Annotated in this window: 18 protein-coding genes and 1 tRNA gene; 5 read left to right on the forward strand and 14 right to left on the reverse strand. The window is 44.1% G+C overall.

Going from position 1 to position 18435, the window contains the following annotated elements; genetic code table 11:
- Nucleotides 1-76: 76 nt before the first annotated feature.
- The 3 genes from KXZ66_RS18160 (at nt 77) to KXZ66_RS18170 (ending at nt 1399) form a co-directional block, all read left to right on the forward strand.
- Nucleotides 77-661, forward strand: coding sequence for a TetR/AcrR family transcriptional regulator (locus tag KXZ66_RS18160; protein ID WP_072175091.1), 585 nt, complete (start codon nt 77-79; stop codon nt 659-661).
- Between the two features lie 82 nt (nt 662-743).
- Nucleotides 744-1079, forward strand: a complete 336-nt coding sequence (locus KXZ66_RS18165) for an SMR family transporter (protein WP_038429685.1) — start codon at nt 744-746, stop codon at nt 1077-1079.
- Nucleotides 1079-1399 (forward strand): QacE family quaternary ammonium compound efflux SMR transporter, encoded by a 321-nt coding sequence (locus KXZ66_RS18170; protein ID WP_003228222.1) that lies wholly within the window; start codon nt 1079-1081, stop codon nt 1397-1399. The genes KXZ66_RS18165 and KXZ66_RS18170 overlap by 1 nt, the downstream gene beginning before the upstream one ends.
- A 35-nt stretch (nt 1400-1434) precedes the next feature.
- On the opposite strand, the gene KXZ66_RS18175 is transcribed toward KXZ66_RS18170, so the two are convergent.
- Together KXZ66_RS18175 and KXZ66_RS18180 are read right to left on the reverse strand one after the other, a co-directional pair.
- Entirely contained in the window at nt 1435-1947 is a 513-nt protein-coding gene (locus KXZ66_RS18175; RefSeq protein ID WP_003243249.1) for a DUF3231 family protein, read from the reverse strand.
- Nucleotides 1948-2102: 155 nt separating this feature from the next.
- Nucleotides 2103-2178 (reverse strand) — tRNA-Arg (locus KXZ66_RS18180).
- Nucleotides 2179-2447: 269 nt separating this feature from the next.
- On the opposite strand from KXZ66_RS18180, the gene clpP reads away from it, so the two are divergent.
- On the forward strand, nt 2448-3041 hold the full coding sequence (clpP, locus tag KXZ66_RS18185) for an ATP-dependent Clp endopeptidase proteolytic subunit ClpP (protein ID WP_003228214.1): 594 nt from the start codon (nt 2448-2450) through the stop codon (nt 3039-3041).
- Nucleotides 3042-3085: 44 nt separating this feature from the next.
- Here the strand turns inward: clpP and pgmB are convergent, their stop codons facing one another.
- From pgmB to KXZ66_RS18235, 10 genes are all read right to left on the reverse strand, one after another.
- Nucleotides 3086-3760: a beta-phosphoglucomutase gene (gene pgmB / locus KXZ66_RS18190; RefSeq protein ID WP_041850503.1), complete on the reverse strand. Its 675-nt coding sequence runs from the start codon at nt 3758-3760 to the stop codon at nt 3086-3088.
- Nucleotides 3757-5442 carry an oligo-1,6-glucosidase gene (gene malL / locus KXZ66_RS18195; RefSeq protein ID WP_163138368.1) on the reverse strand — a complete coding sequence of 562 codons (1686 nt, stop codon included), beginning with the start codon at nt 5440-5442 and terminating at the stop codon, nt 3757-3759. Before malL ends, pgmB begins: the two co-directional genes overlap by 4 nt.
- A complete protein-coding gene (gene mdxK / locus KXZ66_RS18200; protein WP_128422566.1) occupies nt 5435-7708 on the reverse strand; it encodes a maltose phosphorylase in 2274 nt (757 codons plus the stop codon). Before mdxK ends, malL begins: the two co-directional genes overlap by 8 nt.
- On the reverse strand, nt 7686-8570 hold the full coding sequence (locus KXZ66_RS18205) for a DUF1189 domain-containing protein (RefSeq protein ID WP_088327029.1): 885 nt from the start codon (nt 8568-8570) through the stop codon (nt 7686-7688). The genes mdxK and KXZ66_RS18205 overlap by 23 nt, the downstream gene beginning before the upstream one ends.
- A 5-nt stretch (nt 8571-8575) precedes the next feature.
- Nucleotides 8576-9412, reverse strand: a complete 837-nt coding sequence (gene mdxG / locus KXZ66_RS18210) for a maltodextrin ABC transporter permease MdxG (protein ID WP_017695262.1) — start codon at nt 9410-9412, stop codon at nt 8576-8578.
- On the reverse strand, nt 9413-10720 hold the full coding sequence (gene mdxF, locus KXZ66_RS18215; RefSeq protein ID WP_014478063.1) for a maltodextrin ABC transporter permease MdxF: 1308 nt from the start codon (nt 10718-10720) through the stop codon (nt 9413-9415).
- A 40-nt stretch (nt 10721-10760) separates the two neighbouring features.
- The gene (gene mdxE / locus KXZ66_RS18220) at nt 10761-12014 is read right to left on the reverse strand and encodes a maltodextrin ABC transporter substrate-binding protein MdxE (RefSeq protein WP_088327031.1); all 1254 of its coding nucleotides are present in this window, start codon (nt 12012-12014) and stop codon (nt 10761-10763) included.
- Between the two features lie 95 nt (nt 12015-12109).
- Nucleotides 12110-13879 carry a maltogenic alpha-amylase gene (gene mdxD / locus KXZ66_RS18225; RefSeq protein ID WP_219144682.1) on the reverse strand — a complete coding sequence of 590 codons (1770 nt, stop codon included), beginning with the start codon at nt 13877-13879 and terminating at the stop codon, nt 12110-12112.
- Between the two features lie 112 nt (nt 13880-13991).
- Nucleotides 13992-14942 (reverse strand): LacI family DNA-binding transcriptional regulator, encoded by a 951-nt coding sequence (locus KXZ66_RS18230; protein ID WP_032726916.1) that lies wholly within the window; start codon nt 14940-14942, stop codon nt 13992-13994.
- Nucleotides 14943-15146: 204 nt separating this feature from the next.
- Complete coding sequence (locus KXZ66_RS18235) at nt 15147-15722, reverse strand: LOG family protein (RefSeq protein WP_014665480.1); 576 nt, start codon at nt 15720-15722, stop codon at nt 15147-15149.
- Between the two features lie 116 nt (nt 15723-15838).
- Between KXZ66_RS18235 and KXZ66_RS18240 the strand changes: the two genes are divergently transcribed.
- Nucleotides 15839-16159: a MazG nucleotide pyrophosphohydrolase domain-containing protein gene (locus KXZ66_RS18240; RefSeq protein WP_003242570.1), complete on the forward strand. Its 321-nt coding sequence runs from the start codon at nt 15839-15841 to the stop codon at nt 16157-16159.
- A 26-nt stretch (nt 16160-16185) separates the two neighbouring features.
- Here KXZ66_RS18240 and KXZ66_RS18245 read toward each other — a convergent pair whose 3' ends face one another.
- Nucleotides 16186-17778, reverse strand: coding sequence for a SulP family inorganic anion transporter (locus KXZ66_RS18245; protein ID WP_003228175.1), 1593 nt, complete (start codon nt 17776-17778; stop codon nt 16186-16188).
- Nucleotides 17779-17796: 18 nt separating this feature from the next.
- Nucleotides 17797-18390 carry a beta-class carbonic anhydrase gene (locus tag KXZ66_RS18250; protein ID WP_163138367.1) on the reverse strand — a complete coding sequence of 198 codons (594 nt, stop codon included), beginning with the start codon at nt 18388-18390 and terminating at the stop codon, nt 17797-17799.
- Between the last annotated feature and the right edge of the window lie 45 nt (nt 18391-18435).

Genomic DNA, 18435 nt, shown 5'->3' on the forward strand with positions numbered 1-18435 from the left:
TGCTTCTTTATTCTTTACAAACATACATACACGCGATAAAATGAATGATAGTCAGTCATTATCGGAGGTGTTCCTCATGCCAAAACAATCATCGGGCAAATATGAAAAAATTCTGCAGGCTGCCATAGAAGTCATTTCTGAAAAAGGCCTCGACAAAGCATCTATTTCTGATATTGTCAAAAAGGCCGGCACTGCCCAAGGAACATTCTATTTGTATTTCTCATCTAAAAATGCCCTCATACCGGCCATTGCAGAAAATCTTCTCACCCATACACTTGATCAAATCAAAGGTAGGCTGCATGGGGACGAGGATTTTTGGACCGTTTTAGATATATTAATTGATGAGACATTTCTCATTACAGAACGCCATAAGGATATTATTGTCCTCTGTTATTCCGGGCTTGCGATCGACCACTCCATGGAAAAATGGGAGACGATCTATCAGCCTTATTATTCCTGGCTTGAAAAAATCATCAACAAGGCCATTGCAAACCATGAGGTAACGGAAGGAATCAATTCAAAATGGACGGCCAGAACGATTATCAACTTGGTCGAGAATACTGCAGAACGATTCTATATCGGATTTGAACAAGATGAAAATGTTGAAGTGTATAAAAAAGAAATCTTTACTTTCTTAAAACGGAGCTTAGGTACTGCTTAAAAAATGACTGGGTAACACCGCTCATTTTTTAATATTCTAAAAATGACTGACGTTCATTCATAAAAATAGAGAGGTGTTTCATTTGAATTGGGTTCTTGTTTTTATTGCAGGGCTTTTAGAAGTTGTTTGGGCCTCTTCCCTCAAACATGCCGATTCGCTTTTGGATTGGATCATCATTTTTATCTTAATCGCGGTCAGCTTTATCCTGTTGATCCGCTCTTATCAAAAAATCCCGATGGCCGCGGCGTACACTGTGTTTGTGGGAATCGGAACCGTCGGAACATATCTGACTGGAATTGTTCTGGGCGAATCCTTCTCAGCAGCCCAAATGTTCTTTTTAGCTTTATTGCTGGCTGGCATTTTAGGAATGAAATTATTTACGAAAGAAAGCGAATCTCAGCCGGGAGGTGAACAATAATGGCATGGTTTTTATTAGTGATTGCCGGCATAGAAGAAATTATAGCTGCCATTGCCATGAAATATATAGACGGAACAAGAAAAAAATGGCCAATCATTGTGATGACTGTTGGATTCGGCTTATCCTTTTACTGCCTTTCCCAAGCGATGATCGTCCTGCCTGCCGGAGTCGCATATGCCGTCTGGACTGGCATTGGAAGCATTGGTGTTTCGGCGGTCGGGCTCATCTGGTTTAAGGAGCGGTTTCAGCTTTCACAGGTGATTTCACTTTGCCTTATCCTAGCTGGCGTCATCGGCCTGCGTCTTACGTCATCTTCATAAAATCAAGGCATATACAGCTGTATATGCCTTTGCCATTAAGCTTCGTGATGTTTTTGAAGATGAAGCGGCGGTGGGATGAGCCAGCCTTTGTTTTTTAGCAGCCTTAAGTATTTTGCGCCGGTTGCCGCTTTCGACATATGAAATTGCCCAAACATCATGGCAATATCCTCACGAATCGATTGCCCCATCATTTTGCTGCATGTCACCAGACCTGCAGCATTTTCTGCTGCCGCGGAGGCCGCCACATCCGGATCGAGAAACCGTGCGCCAGGCGGAATGTCGTTAAGATCTGCTGTCGGCGGTTCAGGAGAAGCCGGCGGCAGCGCCACCCCGTTTTCTTTCAGGATCGTGCTGACCTGTTTGATTTCATCTTGGCATTTCTCAATAGACTCACGAAGCAGTTTCTTCAGGTCGTCATCACCGACATGATTCAATAGCATTTGGTAATTGCCGACCATTTTATTGCCCGCCATCACATAACTCCACAAGCCGAATACCTCACCGTAATGCATCGGTTCATCCTGCGGATTTCCGCTTAAAATACCCATGTTCATCCTCCTCGCAAATTCAATATCGCATACATTCCATAACGTGCCCGAGAGAAGGAAAATTTATGTTGCAGCAAGAAAAATTTATGAACCAAAACAAAAAAGACAAGAGTGGCAAATCGCCAAACCCTTGTCTTTCCTGTTGTTCTATTGGACGCGCTCGGAGGGATTCGAACCCCCGACAGACGTGGTACCGGAAACCACCGCTCTATCCAACTGAGCTACGAGCGCAGAATGACTGCGTTATGAGAACGTCAGCACAACTAATTATACGATAATTCCATTCAAATAACAACCCTCTATTTCGAGAGGCCGTTTTTTAAATAGACAAAGCATCTTAATTGGCAATCTGACATACGATGGTTTGAACCCCTGTATTTTTGGGGAAAATGGGAAAAAGAGACGACTTTGCATATTAGGCCAGCTTTTTGTTTGACCTTTATTGACCAAAAATGTATCATGTAACTACATACTTACCTAAAAGGTGAAGGAGGAGCATTATGAATTTAATACCTACAGTCATTGAACAAACGAACCGCGGAGAAAGAGCGTATGACATTTATTCTCGTCTATTAAAGGATCGTATCATCATGCTTGGATCTGCGATTGATGACAACGTTGCGAACTCCATCGTGTCACAGCTTTTATTCTTAGCAGCAGAAGACCCTGAAAAAGAAATTTCTCTTTACATCAACAGCCCGGGCGGCTCTATTACAGCCGGTATGGCGATCTATGATACCATGCAGTTTATTAAGCCGAAGGTATCTACAATTTGTATCGGTATGGCTGCGTCAATGGGCGCGTTCCTGCTTGCAGCCGGCGAAAAAGGCAAACGCTATGCACTTCCAAACAGTGAAGTCATGATTCACCAGCCTCTTGGCGGTGCGCAAGGTCAAGCGACAGAAATTGAAATTGCTGCGAAACGCATTCTCTTGCTTCGCGACAAATTAAACAAAGTCCTAGCTGAACGTACTGGCCAGCCGCTTGAAGTGATCGAACGTGACACAGACCGTGATAACTTCAAGTCTGCTGAAGAAGCGCTTGAATACGGCCTGATTGACAAAATTTTGACTCACACAGAAGACAAAAAGTAATAACACAACCTGCAAGAGCTGCGTCTCTTGCAGGTTTTTTTCATTTAAACACTTTTGATTCTAAACTGCTCCCATTCCTCGTGTAACAGCTCAAGTGTTAGATCACTCGTCTGCCTCACAACTAGATCAGCACCAAGCATCGGCTGTCCTTGACCGACACCAACCGCAAACATCCCCGCAGATTTGATTGCAGAAATGCCTGCTTCTGCGTCTTCTATTGCCGCGCAATCAGCAGGGGAAACATCGAGCATCGCTGCAGCTGTTAAAAAGATGTCAGGATCAGGCTTCCCCTTCGCAAGAGTCGTCGGATCAACAATGGCATCAAAATCATCGATAATTGCCAAACGTCTTAAAATCTTAGGAGCATTGCGACTTGAAGATGCTAACCCGATTTTTATATTTTCGTTTTTCAATTGACATAGGAGCCTGCCAATCCCCGGTAAAAGATCTTCCGGCGTCAATTTGCTGATCAGCGTTTGATAATTGTGATTTTTCCGATGCATAAGCTCTTGTTTCTCCGCATTTGTATACTTTGTTTCCGCACCGCCAAAGATCAATATGCTTTCAAGTGACTCTTCTCTGCTGATTCCTTTTAGCCTTTCATTCATGTCTCTGTCAAAGGGAATATTGATTTGTTCTGCGACGTGCTTCCAAGCGAGAAAATGATATTCAGCAGTATCTGTTATCACTCCGTCTAAATCAAAAATGACCGCTTTCATATACTAATGCCCATCACAGCTTCATAAGGTTTGAGGCTAATACTCTTTAAGTCAGCCCGCTCCTGCGGATAGTTTGAAATCAGCACTTTCCAACGCTCATGAATCAGTTCTGGAGGCGCTACGAACAGAGCCTTTTCTTCCGATAAATTCACAACGACAAGAAGCTTTTCCCCTTGATATTCTCGAAGGTAAGAAAAGACCTGCGGATCATTCTCCTGCAAAAGCTGATAATCGCCATATATCATAATCTTATATTGCTTTCGTAATTGAATGAGCTTCTGATAGTAAAAGAAAATCGAATCTTGATCTTTCAAGGACTCTTTCACATTGATATCTTGATAGCGGGAATTTACCGGTATCCACGGGTCTCCGGCTGTGAATCCCGCATGTTTTCCGGCATCCCACTGCATCGGTGTTCTCGCATGATCCCTTCCTTTTATCATCACGGCTTTGACAAACTCTTTTTCTGACATCGTTTTGTTTTCGACGACTAGTTCACGATATGCATTCTTTATTTCAAGATCATCATACATCTCCAGCGGCATATCGCTGTTGACCATGCCGATTTCTTCTCCCTGGTAAATAAACGGCGTTCCTTTCATGCCGTGCAAAACCGTTGCAAATGCCTTCGCACATTCCTTACGCAGCTTCCCGTCATTGCCCCAGCGGGAAATAACCCTCGGCTGGTCATGGTTCTCAAAATAAAGGGTATTCCAGCCGACATTCATTAACCCGGTCTGCCACCTTGTCATCGTCTTTTTTAAAGCAATCAAATCAAACGGCTTGATCTGCCATTTCCCATTTGGCGAGTTTTGTTCTGTATCAATATCCATATGTTCAAATGTAAAGATCATATTCAGCTCTTGCCTGCTTGCATCTGTGTACTTTTTCGCCTCTTCAATATCAGAGCCGTTTGCCTCTCCGACTGTCATGCAGTCGTAATGAGAAAGCACTTCCCTGTTCATCTCTTGAATAAACTCATGAAGACGTGGGCCGTTAGAGTGATAACGGCCAACAATATAGCTGCGGCTGTGATCCGTTTCGTAGTCCGGAAAATCGGTGTATTTAGAAATAGAGCCGATCACATCCATCCGCCAGCCGTCAACGCCTCTATCCATCCAGAATCTCATTACATCATAAACTTCCCGGCGAACGGCTTCGTTTTCCCAATTTAAATCAGGCTGTTTTTTCGAAAAGTAGTGCAAATAATACTGCCCTGTTCCTTCATCGTATGTCCACGCTGAGCCTGAAAAGATCGATCCCCAATTATTCGGCTCTGAGCCGTCCGATTTAGGATCTTTCCAAAAATAATAATCCCGGTAAGGATTGTCCTTCGACTTGCGGCTTTCAGCAAACCAAGCATGCTCATCTGATGTGTGGTTCACGACCAAATCCATGACGATTTTCATTCCGCGTTTATGGGCTTCATCAATCAGCTGAAACATATCTTCATTTGTCCCAAACTTTTCGTACATGTTTTTGTAATCGCTGATATCATATCCGTTGTCATCCTGCGGGGAATCAAATACCGGGGAGAGCCAGATGACATCCGCCCCGAGATTTTTGATGTAATCCAGCTTTTGAATCACACCTTGCAAATCTCCGAATCCATCTCCATTGGCATCATAAAAACTGCGCGGGTAAATTTGATAAACGACAGCTTCTTTCCACCATTCACTCATTAGGCGTTCTCCTTTCACATCGTCCCTGTAGGACAACTGGCTCCTCATAAACGTTCATGTGCAGCGGCTCGCCTTTTACAAGCTCAAAAATAACGCGCTTTTCGTTAACCGTCACATTGATTAATCGATTTCGATAATTGATGTTGAATGAATATTCGTCCCATTCTTTCGGCAAAAACGGAGCAAATGACAGCGTCTCATTCGCGGTGCGCATGCCTGCAAAGCCATGAACGATTGCCAGCCAGCTACCCGTCATTGAAGTAATATGCAAGCCTTCTTCCGTATCATGATTGTAATTATCAAGATCAAGCCTTGCTGTGCGCTTATATAATTCGAGCGCTTTCTTTTCCAGCTTGAGTTCGGCTGCAAGAATCGCATGGACAGAGGGCGATAGGCTTGATTCATGAACAGTCATTGGCTCATAAAATTCAAAGTTTCTCCGTTTTTCTTCCATTGTAAAACGGTCATTAAAAAGATAAATGCCTTGGAGAACATCTGCCTGCTTAATAAAATTGGAACGGAGAATCTTGTCCCATGACCAATTCTGGTAAAGAGGCCGTTCCGCTGGATCTAATTCGTCAACTGTTTGCAGGTCTTTGTCCAAGAACGTGTCATGCTGAACGAAAATTTGCAGTTCTTCACTAAATGGATAGTACATGTGCTGGATGATTTCTCTCCAGACTTTCAATTCTTCTTCCAGCACATCCAGAAGGCGGCGTTTCTCCGCTGAGATACTTTCGAGACTTTGTAGAGTATACTCCAACGTCCAAGCCGCAATGACATTCGTATACCAATTGTTGTTAACGTTGTTTTCGTATTCATTCGGCCCTGTAACGCCATGGATCATATACTTATTTTTTCGTTTCGAGAAGTGAACACGGTCGGCCCAAAATCTGCTGACTGCCACAAGAACATCTATCCCGTATTCTTCCATATAGTTACAGTCGCCTGTATAATTGATATAATTGTAGATCGCATAACAGATCGCGCCATTGCGGTGAATTTCTTCAAAGGTGATTTCCCATTCGTTGTGGCATTCATCACCGGTGAACGTCACCATCGGATAAAGTGCCCCCTTCATCCCCAATTTTGCAGCGTTTCGTTTGGCAGCCTCCAACTGATGATAGCGATACAAAAGCAGGTTTTTCGTCACCTCCGGCTCGGCTGTCGCCAAATACATCGGAACGGCGTACGCCTCAGTATCCCAATATGCGGCACCTCCATATTTCTCGCCAGTAAATCCTTTCGGCCCGATATTCAAACGGGCATCGCCCCCGTAATATGTCGAGAATAACTGAAAGATATTGTAGCGTATTCCTTGTTGAAGCTCCTTATCTCCTTTAATCTCAATGTCCGCTTTTGCCCATCTTTCCTTCCATCGATCAGTGTGCCTCCGTTTTGCTTTTTCATAGCCGTACTCAACCACATCCGCCAAAAGCTCCTTGGCTTTCGAAAAAAGCTCTTCCTCCCGAAAATCACGGGAAGTCGTGACAATCACAAACTTTTTCAAAGATGCCTTCGTTTGGTAGCTGTAGCGATTCTCGACATACATTTCATTCGTTTTAAAGCTTTTATTGACAAAACCCTCCGTCTCGTTTGCCATCGCGGCTAAAACCGTGAAGCGCGGTGTTCCAAATGGATTTTCGATCGTTTTTGCCGCTAAATGGCCGCTGTGAGAATCAGCACCTTTCGCTTCCTCCTGCCAAAACTGTTCTTGGTAGTTAGAATCTTCATTTGCCACATTTCCATCCAGGTAAGGAACAAGCGTAATGACAGCATCTCCCGTCAGGCACTCCGCTTCATAATGAATCGCACAGAGTTCTTTTACAGCAAGGCTAAGAAACCGCTCTGACCTGATTCTGACGGATTTATCCTGAATGCGGACAACAGCGCTTCGCCGCAGAATCCCCTCTTTCATATTGAGTTCTACCTCAAATGATTCGATTGGGTTTTGATGGAGATCGATTTTTTCACCGTCAACATATAAGCCTATGCCTATAAAGTTCATCGCATTGATCACTTTTCCGAAATATTCTGGATACCCGTTTTTCCACCAGCCTACTCGCGTTTTGTCGGGGAACCACACGCCTGCAATATATGTGCCTTGGTGACTGTCGCCTGAATAGCCTTCTTCAAAATTCCCTCTGACCCCCATATAGCCATTGGCAAGAGACGTCAGGCTTTCCAGCAGCCGTGTATGCTCCTTATTAAATGTATTTGTTTTGATTTTCCATTCATCAATCTCAAATAACCGCTGATTTATCATCATTTCCTCCCGAATGTAAGTTTCCATTATCACGGCGGGTTTTGGTCAAATATCTAAATGCAAAAGAAATCATCAAAGTAACGCCCCACGAATGGATCATCAATACAGTAATCAAATCAAAATGAACCATGCCGATAGCAGCTGCCGCAAATGCCGGCAATGCCGAGGCGCAAATCGCCGTAGATACTGCTTCCTTGAATGACGCAATAGAGATCATGTTTGATATTTTTGTGATCCAGAGGCCACCTGCAAGAACAAACGTTAACAAAAGCTGGATCATAGAAACCACCGTATATGCCAGCATCATGATCATCGGCTTATACTGTGCCAACCACAATGTATCGATCAAGACCTCTACATCATGGACGTTTGGTTTCTCGAGCTTAACGTCCATTTTCGCATAGCCAACAGAAAACCCCGTTTCGTTTTGATCGGTGATCACCAGTTGATCAGGTTGAAATATGATGGCGTTTTCAAATCCAGTTACTTTCAATCGCCCATTTTCACCGCTTGTCTCATATTCATGCTTCACATCGACTGCCATCACATTCTGCCCATCTTCAATTCTCTCAGAGCTCTTCCCGCCTGTTAGTTTTCCGTTCCTGATTTGAAAACCCTGCAATTGATCAGCAAATTGATCATTAACCCCTTGAATCGCTGACGGCATGAAAGATGCAACGCTGAAGTGATCCATTTTCACAAACGAAACCGCTAACGGCGCCATTAAGCAGGCCGTTAAAAACAGAAAGAGAAAAGAGAGCTGCAGCCAGCTGAAGGTATTCCCATAGCGGCAAACACCTGATGGGGATGCAGCCGCCTTCAGGCAGCGGATGATAAAGCTTTCATTCTCCAGATTCTTCATTGGAATTACCCCTTTGTTCCGCCGGCTGTCAATCCGGACACAAAGTTCTTTTGGAGAAAAAAGAATAGAACGCATATCGGCAGTGCGGCAAGGATGGCACCGGCTGCAAATAGAGCTACTTTTTGCTGCTGCGGATTAGAAATAAAGGATTGTAATCCTACAGCGATGGTCAGCCTTTCCGGTGAGCGAAGCAGAAATTTCGCCAGCAAATAGTCGCCAAATGGTGCCATAAACGCCCAAAGCGCTTGTACCGCGAGCATTGGCTTAACAAGCGGCAGAACAATTGAAGCGAAAATCCTCAGATGTCCCGCTCCGTCAATTCGCGCGGCTTCATCAATTTCTCTCGGCACAGTATCAAAATAACCTTTCATCAGCCACGTGTTCATCGGAATTCCGCCGCCGATATAGATCGCTGTTAAAAACCAGTATTGATCGAGTGCGCCTATTAGCATCGCCAAGACATAAAAAGCAGTCAGCGCCGCCATTGTCGGCACCATTTGAATGATTAAAAAGAATATCAGACTCTTTTTTCTGCCTGCAAACCGATAGCGGCTGTACGAGTACCCGGCAAGTGTCACGATTGTAACCTGCAAAACCATGACCGATAGCGCGATGACAAGTGTATTGCTGTACCAATTGAGATAAAGCGTTTCGTCAAATAGCCGCTTAAAATGATCCAATGTCCAAGAACCCGAAAAATCGAGCTGAAAAGCCGCCGAATTCCCCACACGGAAGGCTGATGATGCCGTAATCAGCAACGGATAGATAATGACAATACTTAAAAGCGTCAAAAATAAATACGTACAGATTCTATTAAGGAATCTGGCAGTTCTCGCGTTCACCTACATAACCTCCTCATTGCCAAAAGCATTCGATTTTTTGAAAGCAATCAGTGAAATCCCAATGACAATGAAAGAAATTAACAGTGTCACAGCCGCCGCAACGGAATATTGGGGTGATGTGCCTGTTGTCAGTTTATAAATCCACGAAATTAAGATATCGGTCGACCCGGCCCCGGCTCCCGCACTGCCTGGCCCTCCCTCATTAAATAAATAGATGATCGAGAAATTATTGAAATTAAACGTATACTGAGTAATCATCACGGGTGCTGTGGCAAATAAAATCATCGGGAATGTAATATGCCGAAAACGCTGAATAAAAGTGGCCCCGTCAATCTTTGCCGCTTCATACAGTTCACCTGGAATCGCCTGAAGCACTCCCGTTACCATGACATATATATATGGAAAGCCGAGCCACGTCTGAATCATAATGAGGGCTGTCTTTGTCCAGAAAGGATCAGTCTTCCACGCGATCGCAGGCAGCTCAACAAACGGCAGGTGATTGAATAGTGGAATCACCTGTGCATTCACCGCTCCTATGCTGTCGTTAAACATGTTGGAAAAACTCATGATTGTAATAAACGCCGGAACAGCCCATGGAAATAAGAAAATCATTCGAAATATCCGCTTGCCTTTTATAAAATCCTGATTGACGAAAAGTGCCGTCACAATACCTAAAATGATTTGCAGCGTTGTTGCACAGATTGTCCAGATAACCGTCCAGCCCAGTACATTCACAAATGTTTCACGATAGGAGCCAAGGAAAAAAATATTTAAGAAATTTTTAAACCCGACCCAGTCAATCAGACGATTAGGCGGAATATGATAAAAATCATAGTTTGTTAATGCAACAAACAGAGTCACCAAAACCGGAAAAATAATCACAAACACCATCATGATATATGCCGGAAGTGTAAATAGATATGGAAACCCTTTATCGCCCGCATGACAGATCATATCCTTGGCTGTTGTATTGACTTCCAAACCCGCCGCTTTCATAGCGGCGGTCTTACGCGAATCATGGATATTAAAGATATAGAACATGAGGAAAATCACCGTCACGATCAATTGCAGCGTGCCTTCAATCAGCATAAACAGCGAGTGATCTTCACCGGGAACACTTCCCAATGTCATCAATCCGGTTAGCGCCTGTATACCGAAAACGCATAATTCAAAAGCAAACAAGCCTGTGATGGCAAGAAATAAGAGCCCCTTTGACAATTGCTGATTCGCAATCTGCCCAAGTCCTGGAATGATCGATAAAAGCCCTGCCTTTCGTTTTTGCTTTGCAAGTGTGTGATGTTTATTCATTTTTTCCGCCCTCTATTCTTCCGGACGCTATCCCGCCGTTTTATTTCACATACTTTTCTTTAATATTTTCCTTTATGACGTTTACAGCATCATTCGCTGATGTTTGTGTCGATTTTTTTCCTGAAGCTGCATCAAAAATTAAACTTTCCGCTCCTGTCCATACTTCAGCCATTTCCGGAATATTTGGAGTCGGCGTTGCTGTTTCATATTGTTTAATTACAGCTGACGTCAGTTCATTCTTTTGCTCATCGGCTTTCTTCCTTGCAGCCGTGTTGGCCGGAACTTCGTTTGTATCCTCATAAAAAGCGTAAGCATTGGCATCATTTGCAGCATACTCAAGCCATTTTTCAGCCAGCTCGGGCTCTTTTGTATATTTCGAGGCAACCCAGCCCTTCCCGCCAGCAAAAGGGGCGTATTCTTCTCCATTTGGCAATGTCGGAATGGGAGCCGCTCCGTAGTTCAATTTAGCCTCTTTATAGTTGGCAGCTGACCAAGGACCGCCAATGATCGCAGCCGCTTTGCCTTCTAAAAACATCTGCTGAATAAAGTCGTCTGCGCTTGAATTGTCTTGCATTCCTTTCGGCCAATAGGTTTTAAACCATTTCTCCGCATATTTCACGGCTTCCACAGCACCTTTGTTATTCAGGCCAATGTCCCCGGAATCTGTGCCGTTTTTTCCAAACACATATCCGCCGTATCCAGCCAATAAGCCGTACGACATATAAAAGTCAGTCCATTTTGCTAAAAATCCGGTTGATTTTCCTTTTTCCGAAGCAAACGCGAATCGAGGATCTTCCGTTAACTTTTCAAGGTCTTTAAATGTTTTTGGCGCTGTTTTTAAAAGATCTTTGTTGTAATACAAAATAAGTGTCTCAATGACTAGCGGCATTCCGTACACTTTGCCGTCAACTGTCACCTGCTGCATTTCTTTATCACCAAAGCTTTTTGTATGAGATGGCTTAATGTCAAGCAAATGTCCTTGCTGTCCCAAACTGCCGATCCGGTCATATGCAGCCAGCATAACATCAGGCGCATTACCCGCCGGGCCATCAAGAGGAAGCGCCTCCAACTGTTCGAACATTTGCTTTTCAACAATTTTTACTGTGACGTCATTCTCTTTTTCAAACTTTGTTTTTATGCTTTCAATGTATTCTTTATACGTTTCTTCGACAGACACAGTCAGCACCTTTTTGCCATCAGCGCTTGCTGGATTTTTTGAACTTGAGCAGGCGGCAAGGCCGATTGCCAGAAATGATGCCGCCAATATGGCGAACCCCTTTTTTAAAAGAACCATCTCTTTTCCCCCTTCTATTTACGAAACTATAACAATTGTATCGTCCTATAGAAAGCGGTTACAACAACTTTCGATTTGTTACCGATAACAGAATGTTATACAGGGGCAGCAGCACTCAAAATCAAAAATTCTCCCGGCTGAACGGCAATGACATCGTGATGATGAAGTGGCTGCTCTGTCCATGCATCACAGATTTTCTTATTCCTATCAATATTCAACTCTCGTAAACTGACGTGTTGAACCACATTCCCTTGATTAAAGAAATAAATCAGTATTTTTTCATCAAGAGTCCGCGAAAAGCTAATAAAATCATTTTTGTCGTCCAGCAGATTCCACTCAAGATGTCCTTCAGTCAATAAAGTGTTTTCCTGCTTGCGTAAAGCAATTAACCGTTTCATAAATTGCAGCATGTCTTGGTTTTGCTTCTCCTTTTCCCAAACCATACATTTCCGGCATAATGGATCATTTTCGCCGTCCAGCCCGATTTCCGTCCCGTAATAAATGCAGGGGGAACCTGCCTGGGCAAACATAAAGGCCAGCAATGCGCGTGCTTTCTTCTCATCATTGCGGCATCTGGTCAAAAGGCGCTTTGTATCATGGCTATCCAGTAAATTAAACATCACCTCATTGGCCTGCTTCATCCCATTCATCAAATGTGCATTGACACGGTGAGCCATACGTGAAGCTGAGATCGTCTGGTCAGCAAAGTATTCAATCATAGGCTCTGTAAAAGGGTAATTCATCGCCGCATGAAATTCATCCCCTCTAAGCCAGGGTTCGGCAGAATGCCAGATCTCACCTAAAATATAAACGTCAGGCTTTTCAGTAGTTACAGCCTGCCTGAATGTCTTCCAAAAAGCGTGATCCACTTCATTTGCGACATCCAAACGCCAGCCGTCAATGTCAAATTCGCGAATCCAGTACAAAGCAATATCAAGCAAATATTTCTGCACCTCGGGATTAGCCGTGTTTAGCTTCGGCATATCAGCTGTAAAAGCAAACCTGTCATAATTGTCGTCTGTGACGGGAAAAGAGTGAATATGGAACCAGTCCTTATAGCGGGATTGATCTCCGTTTTTGACGACATCCTGCCATTGCGGAGACGCGCTTCCTATATGGTTAAAAACCGCATCAAGCATAATTCTCATCCCCCGCTGATGCAGCTGGCTGACCAATGTACGAAAAAGCTCAGGATCCCCGAAATGCGGATCAATAGAAAAGTAATCCAGCGTGTCGTATTTATGATTAGAAGGCGCGGAAAAGATCGGCGTCAGATAAATGCCGTTCACCCCTAAATCCTCTAAATAATCAAGCTTGTCAACAATTCCTTGTAAATCCCCTCCAAAAAAATCATTGACGCCCGGGTCCTTGCTCCCCCACGGCAATGCATTCTTCGGTGACAAGTCTTCTCTTCCATTTGCAAAACGCTCCGGAAAAATTTGATACCAAACCGTTGACTTGACCCATTCAGGCGCTTGAAATGTATCAGCCTCGTGAACAAACGGAAATTTAAAGTAATAATGAATCGTTTCCAGTGTTTTTTCGTTATAAGGGCATACACCCGAACTTCCGAAAAAGATGTCTTCATGATCGTCTGTTACAACAAACGCATATTGTAAACGCCTAAATGGCGGCACCACTTCAGCAAACCAATAGTCATGCATTTCTGTTGCAGCAATTTTTCTCATCGGCTGCTCGTTTGCCGACCATTTGCCGTCGTTGTACTCATAGGGATCACCCCAAATGAATCGAATGTGATCTGCATCACCTTTTTTCGTCCGAATCTTGATATGCACAGTCCGCCCATCATAAGAATAAGCATCTGTGCTGAATGGCTGGTGGTGAATCGCTGCATATTCCATCATGTTTCCCCCTTTGATTTCCGTTTTATTGAAGCCGGCTCATAGTTTGAAAGTATCATGATGAAATTGTGGGAACAATCCTTTTCACCCTGTTACCGATAACAGAATAAGGCGCTTACAGCGTTGATTCTCGTACAATTAACTCTGGTTCAAAAAATAGACTTCCTTGTGCAGCACCGTCTTCATTCATTTTTTTCAGCAACATTTTCGCACAGGCTTCCCCCATTTCAACAACAGGCTGTCTGACCGTAGTCAAGCGCGGCGAGGAGATGCGATCAAGAAACACACCGTCATTCCCGGTAACCGCAACGTCTTCTGGAATTCGCTTTCCAAGGGATTGCGCCGCACGAATGACGCCGAGCGCGATTCGATCAGATGCGCAGACAAATGCGGCCTGATTGTCCATGGATTTCAGCAGTTCTCTTGCAAGGTCTTCACTTTTCTTTGAACTGTTGTCGATCCGAAACATATTCGATTTTTTAAAGCTTTTATTCATCGCCCGTATATACCCCTGTTCTCTTGCACGTTCGAAAGGCTCATCTAAATCAATGCCAAAAAAGACAACTTCCCGCTCCCCCAGCCCCATAACATGGCGGGTTGCCATAAAAGTGCCTTTCTCGTTATTCACATCGATAAAGTCATAGCCCATTTCATTTTGTCCAAATACGACGAGCGGCTTCTCAAAAGCTTTTATTACACCTTCAAAATCGTTCTTTCTCAAGCCGGTGGCAATAATGCCGTCACATTGGCCAATATTAAGAGAATTTCTTGTCACAAGCTGGAGAGCATAGTGATTGCGATCCAGCTCCCTGCTGATTCCTGTCAGCAGGTTCATGTAATATGGTTCTGTCGTATCCATTTCCTCAAGTATCAATAGTTTCACAACCTGTGTTCTGTTTTGCACGAGCGCTCTCGCCGCATAATTAGGGATGTAATTCAGCTCTTTCATCGCAGAATGAACAAGCTTTTTCAATTCATCTGTCACCGTCTCAGGGTGATTGATCACTCGTGATACCGTCATTTTCGAAACATTTGCTTTTTTTGCCACATCTGACAATGTTGCCATTTTCATCCCCTCCTTATCTGTGCTTATTATCCAAACTAGTGATAAAGTCCTCTATTACTGTTAAATATACGATGCAGGCAAAAGAGAAATAAAAAAGAGATTTCCCTTAAGGAAACCTCACTTTGTTAAAAACACTCGATATTTCATGGATCATACGCTAGGTGGCAGACTCATTCTCTCCACTTCCATGAGAAAGTCTCTTTTTTAAATTTCTGTCCACTTTTTTTCTAAAATCGGATAAGAATAATTTTGCATTTGCTCAATTAACTCATCCGGCCGTGACGAGCTGTGAATCAGTTTTAGGTGCGATTCGTTAGAAAACCCTTCTTGAATGCTGTATTTCACCATTTTCATCATCGGTTCAAAATATCCGTTTACATTGTACAGTCCGATTGGCTTTTGGTGGATGCCGATCTGTGCCCAGCACAGCACTTCAAATAATTCTTCATATGTACCGAAGCCGCCCGGCATCGAGATAAAGCCGTCCGCCAGCTCGCTCATTTTAGCCTTTCGTTCATGCATCCCGTTTACTTCAATCAGCTCAGTCAGGTTTTGATGGACAACCTCCCCGCTGAACAAACCGCTCGGCATGACCCCGATTGCAGTTCCGCCGTTTTCCATAATCGCGTCAGCAATCGTGCCCATCAAGCCTACGCGGGAGCCCCCATAGACAAGGCCGATTCCCTGCTCAGCCATGTACGTGCCAAGCTCTGCCGCTTTTCTTTTATACGCTTCATTTCCCCCAGGGTTTGATCCCGCAAATACACAAATGGTTTTCATCTTGTCATCTCCGCATCTATATATCGTGTTAAATATTCAAAAACACACTATATATTGTCCCATCTTCATGTGATAATATCAATATGAAATACATAAAGAATGCAGGAGTGATGAGGTTGCAGCTGGCTGATGCAGAAAAATGGATGAAAGAGTTTTACGAAAAAAGAGGCTGGACAGAATACGGACCTTTTATTCGCGTCGGCTTTTTAATGGAGGAAGCCGGAGAACTGGCCCGGGCTGTCAGGGCGTATGAAATCGGCAGAGACCGGCCGGATGAGAAAGAATCGTCACGTGCTGAGCAAAAACAAGAATTGATTGAAGAAATGGGAGATGTCATCGGAAATATCGCCATTCTTGCTGATATGTATGGTGTCTCTTTAGAAGACGTCATGAAGGCCCACCAAGAAAAACTGACAAAACGATTTGAGCATGCATAAAAAAGCGGCCGCGATGGCCGCTTTTTTTAACCTGTGATTTCATCATGGTGATCAAAGAAATGCTGCTTTCCTATTTTGTGAAAAAGGCCTGTTTTATGCAGCAGCTCCTTCGGCTGCGATTGCAATCCTACAATCATCAGCTTTCCATTGTGGCGTTTAATTCGATTCATAATGTTCCCAAGCACCGCTTCAGCTGACGTATCCATATAGTGCACCTTATTCATGAGCAGAATGAGGGTTTTCGGTTTTTTCTGTACATGCTCCAGCAATGACGATTCAAGGGAATCAATTGACCCGAAAAACAGCGGCCCTTCTATGGCATACATGCTGACAGATGGATCTTCTCTCTTCGCCAGAACAGGATGCGATTCCTGATTGTGGATGCGGGTCGCTTCGCTCATTCTTCTGATAAAGAACACAAATGCGAGCAGCAATCCGGTTGCCACACCGATGATTAAGTCAAACAGAACCGTAAGGGCGAAGGTCGCCGCCAAAATAAAGGAATCAGCGTTTTTCAGTCTCAGCATGTTTGCGACTTCCTTGCGCTCACTCATATTCCATGCGACCACCATGAGAATCGGTGCCATACTGGCGAGCGGCACATGGGACGCATAAGGCGCAAATACAAGCAGGACAAGGAGAACGACTACGCCGTGAACGACGCCGGAAACTGGAGAAACCGCTCCGTTTTTTATATTGGTCGCCGTTCTCGCAATCGCTCCTGTAGCCGGGATTCCGCCAAACAGGGGCGCTGCCATATTCGCAATCCCCTGGCCGACAAGCTCCTTGTTGCTGTCATGCTTTGAGCCCTTCATGTTATCAGCGACCATTGCGGACAAAATCGACTCAAGTCCTCCAAGAAGCGCGATGACAAGCGCAGCCGGAAACAGCATAACCATTTTATCCAGAGTAAGCTCAGGAAACTGAAATTCAGGCAAATGGCGGGGGATTTCTCCATAAGTTGACCCGATCGTTGCCATGCGGTCAGGGAAAAAGACAACCGCGACCACTGTGGAAATAAGAAGCGCCAACAAAGCGCCCGGCACTTTAGGCATCACCTTGGCGGATACAAGCAAAATGACGAGCCCGATCACAGCTGTCAAAATGGCATACACGTTAAAGGTGCCGAGCTGCTGCACAATTTCAAACATGTTGTGATGAAAGTTCTCATGTTTTTCAACATTTCTCAATCCGAGAAAATTAGCGATTTGTTCCGTAAAGATCAGCACGGCAATTCCGGCTGTAAAACCAACGATAACGGGTTTGGGCACGAATTTCATTATTTTCCCGAGCTTAAACAGCCCAAAAAGTACCAGCATCACTCCTGCCATAAACCCCGCAATCAGCAGATTTTCCAAGCCGTACTGCATGATAATGCCGAATAAAATCGGGACAAAGGCGCCCGTCGGACCGCCAATCTGATATTTTGATCCTCCAAACAAAGAAATACAAATCCCTGCTATAACAACAGTGTATAGCCCATATTCAGGCTCGACTCCCGAGGCAATGGCAAACGCCATTCCTAAAGGAATTGCCACGACACCTACTACGATACCTGCAATCAAGTCTTTCTGAAATTTCTGTAAATTGTATCCCTTGAATCTCCCTGAGAATCGCATATTTTATTATAACCTCCCTTATGAGTGATTGTTTATAAGCTCAGTTTCATAACCGTTAATGACCACTTCAAGTTTTCCTGTTTCAGGATGAATGACAAGTCCGTGAACCGGCACTTTTTTCGGAAGCAGCGGATGATTCTTAATCATGTTCACACTGTGGGAAACGCTTTCTTCCACGCTGTGAAAACCAGTCAGCCACGTTTTCAAATCGAGTCCGGCACTCGTCAGCAAATTCAGGCAGCTATCCTCCACCCCGCGTTCCTTTGCTTTCTCAAGAATCGAGGACGCATTCAGCCCTGACATTCCGCATTCATGATGGCCGACAATGCATACCTCTTCAGCCTGCAATTCATAAATCGCGACCAGTATGCTTCGCATCACGCTTCCAAATGGGTGAGAAACGATGGCTCCCGCGTTTTTTACAATTTTAGCATCACCGTTTTTAAGCCCCATTGCTTGCGGAAGAAGTTCTGTAAGCCTTGTATCCATACAGGTGACAATGACGAGCTTTTTCGAAGGAAACTTTGTCGTTTTGTACGGTTCATACTTCTTCTCTCTGACAAACCGCTGATTGTGTTCCAAAATTGATGTTAAAGAAACCATTTGATTCATCTCCCATCCATATGATTTTGCAAGCCTTCTTACCCAGCTTACAGT

It is taken from the genome of Bacillus sp. LJBS17, from assembly GCF_019334685.1.
Lineage (GTDB): Bacteria > Bacillota > Bacilli > Bacillales > Bacillaceae > Bacillus > Bacillus subtilis.

Excerpts from the sequence above, each read along its gene's own strand:
- pgmB (WP_041850503.1), bottom strand. The coding sequence starts at position 3,760 with ATGAAAGCGGTCATTTTTGATTTAGACGGAGTGATAACAGATACTGCT.
- KXZ66_RS18175 (WP_003243249.1), bottom strand. The coding sequence starts at position 1,947 with ATGGGTATTTTAAGCGGAAATCCGCAGGATGAACCGATGCATTACGGT.
- KXZ66_RS18230 (WP_032726916.1), bottom strand. The coding sequence starts at position 14,942 with ATGGCAACATTGTCAGATGTGGCAAAAAAAGCAAATGTTTCGAAAATG.
- KXZ66_RS18205 (WP_088327029.1), bottom strand. The coding sequence starts at position 8,570 with ATGAAGAATCTGGAGAATGAAAGCTTTATCATCCGCTGCCTGAAGGCG.
- KXZ66_RS18170 (WP_003228222.1), top strand. The coding sequence starts at position 1,079 with ATGGCATGGTTTTTATTAGTGATTGCCGGCATAGAAGAAATTATAGCT.
- KXZ66_RS18250 (WP_163138367.1), bottom strand. The coding sequence starts at position 18,390 with ATGAATCAAATGGTTTCTTTAACATCAATTTTGGAACACAATCAGCGG.
- KXZ66_RS18235 (WP_014665480.1), bottom strand. The coding sequence starts at position 15,722 with ATGAAAACCATTTGTGTATTTGCGGGATCAAACCCTGGGGGAAATGAA.
- malL (WP_163138368.1), bottom strand. The coding sequence starts at position 5,442 with ATGAGTGAATGGTGGAAAGAAGCTGTCGTTTATCAAATTTACCCGCGC.
- mdxE (WP_088327031.1), bottom strand. The coding sequence starts at position 12,014 with ATGGTTCTTTTAAAAAAGGGGTTCGCCATATTGGCGGCATCATTTCTG.
- KXZ66_RS18160 (WP_072175091.1), top strand. The coding sequence starts at position 77 with ATGCCAAAACAATCATCGGGCAAATATGAAAAAATTCTGCAGGCTGCC.
- mdxK (WP_128422566.1), bottom strand. The coding sequence starts at position 7,708 with ATGATAAATCAGCGGTTATTTGAGATTGATGAATGGAAAATCAAAACA.
- mdxD (WP_219144682.1), bottom strand. The coding sequence starts at position 13,879 with ATGATGGAATATGCAGCGATTCACCACCAGCCATTCAGCACAGATGCT.
- mdxF (WP_014478063.1), bottom strand. The coding sequence starts at position 10,720 with ATGAATAAACATCACACACTTGCAAAGCAAAAACGAAAGGCAGGGCTT.
- clpP (WP_003228214.1), top strand. The coding sequence starts at position 2,448 with ATGAATTTAATACCTACAGTCATTGAACAAACGAACCGCGGAGAAAGA.
- KXZ66_RS18245 (WP_003228175.1), bottom strand. The coding sequence starts at position 17,778 with ATGCGATTCTCAGGGAGATTCAAGGGATACAATTTACAGAAATTTCAG.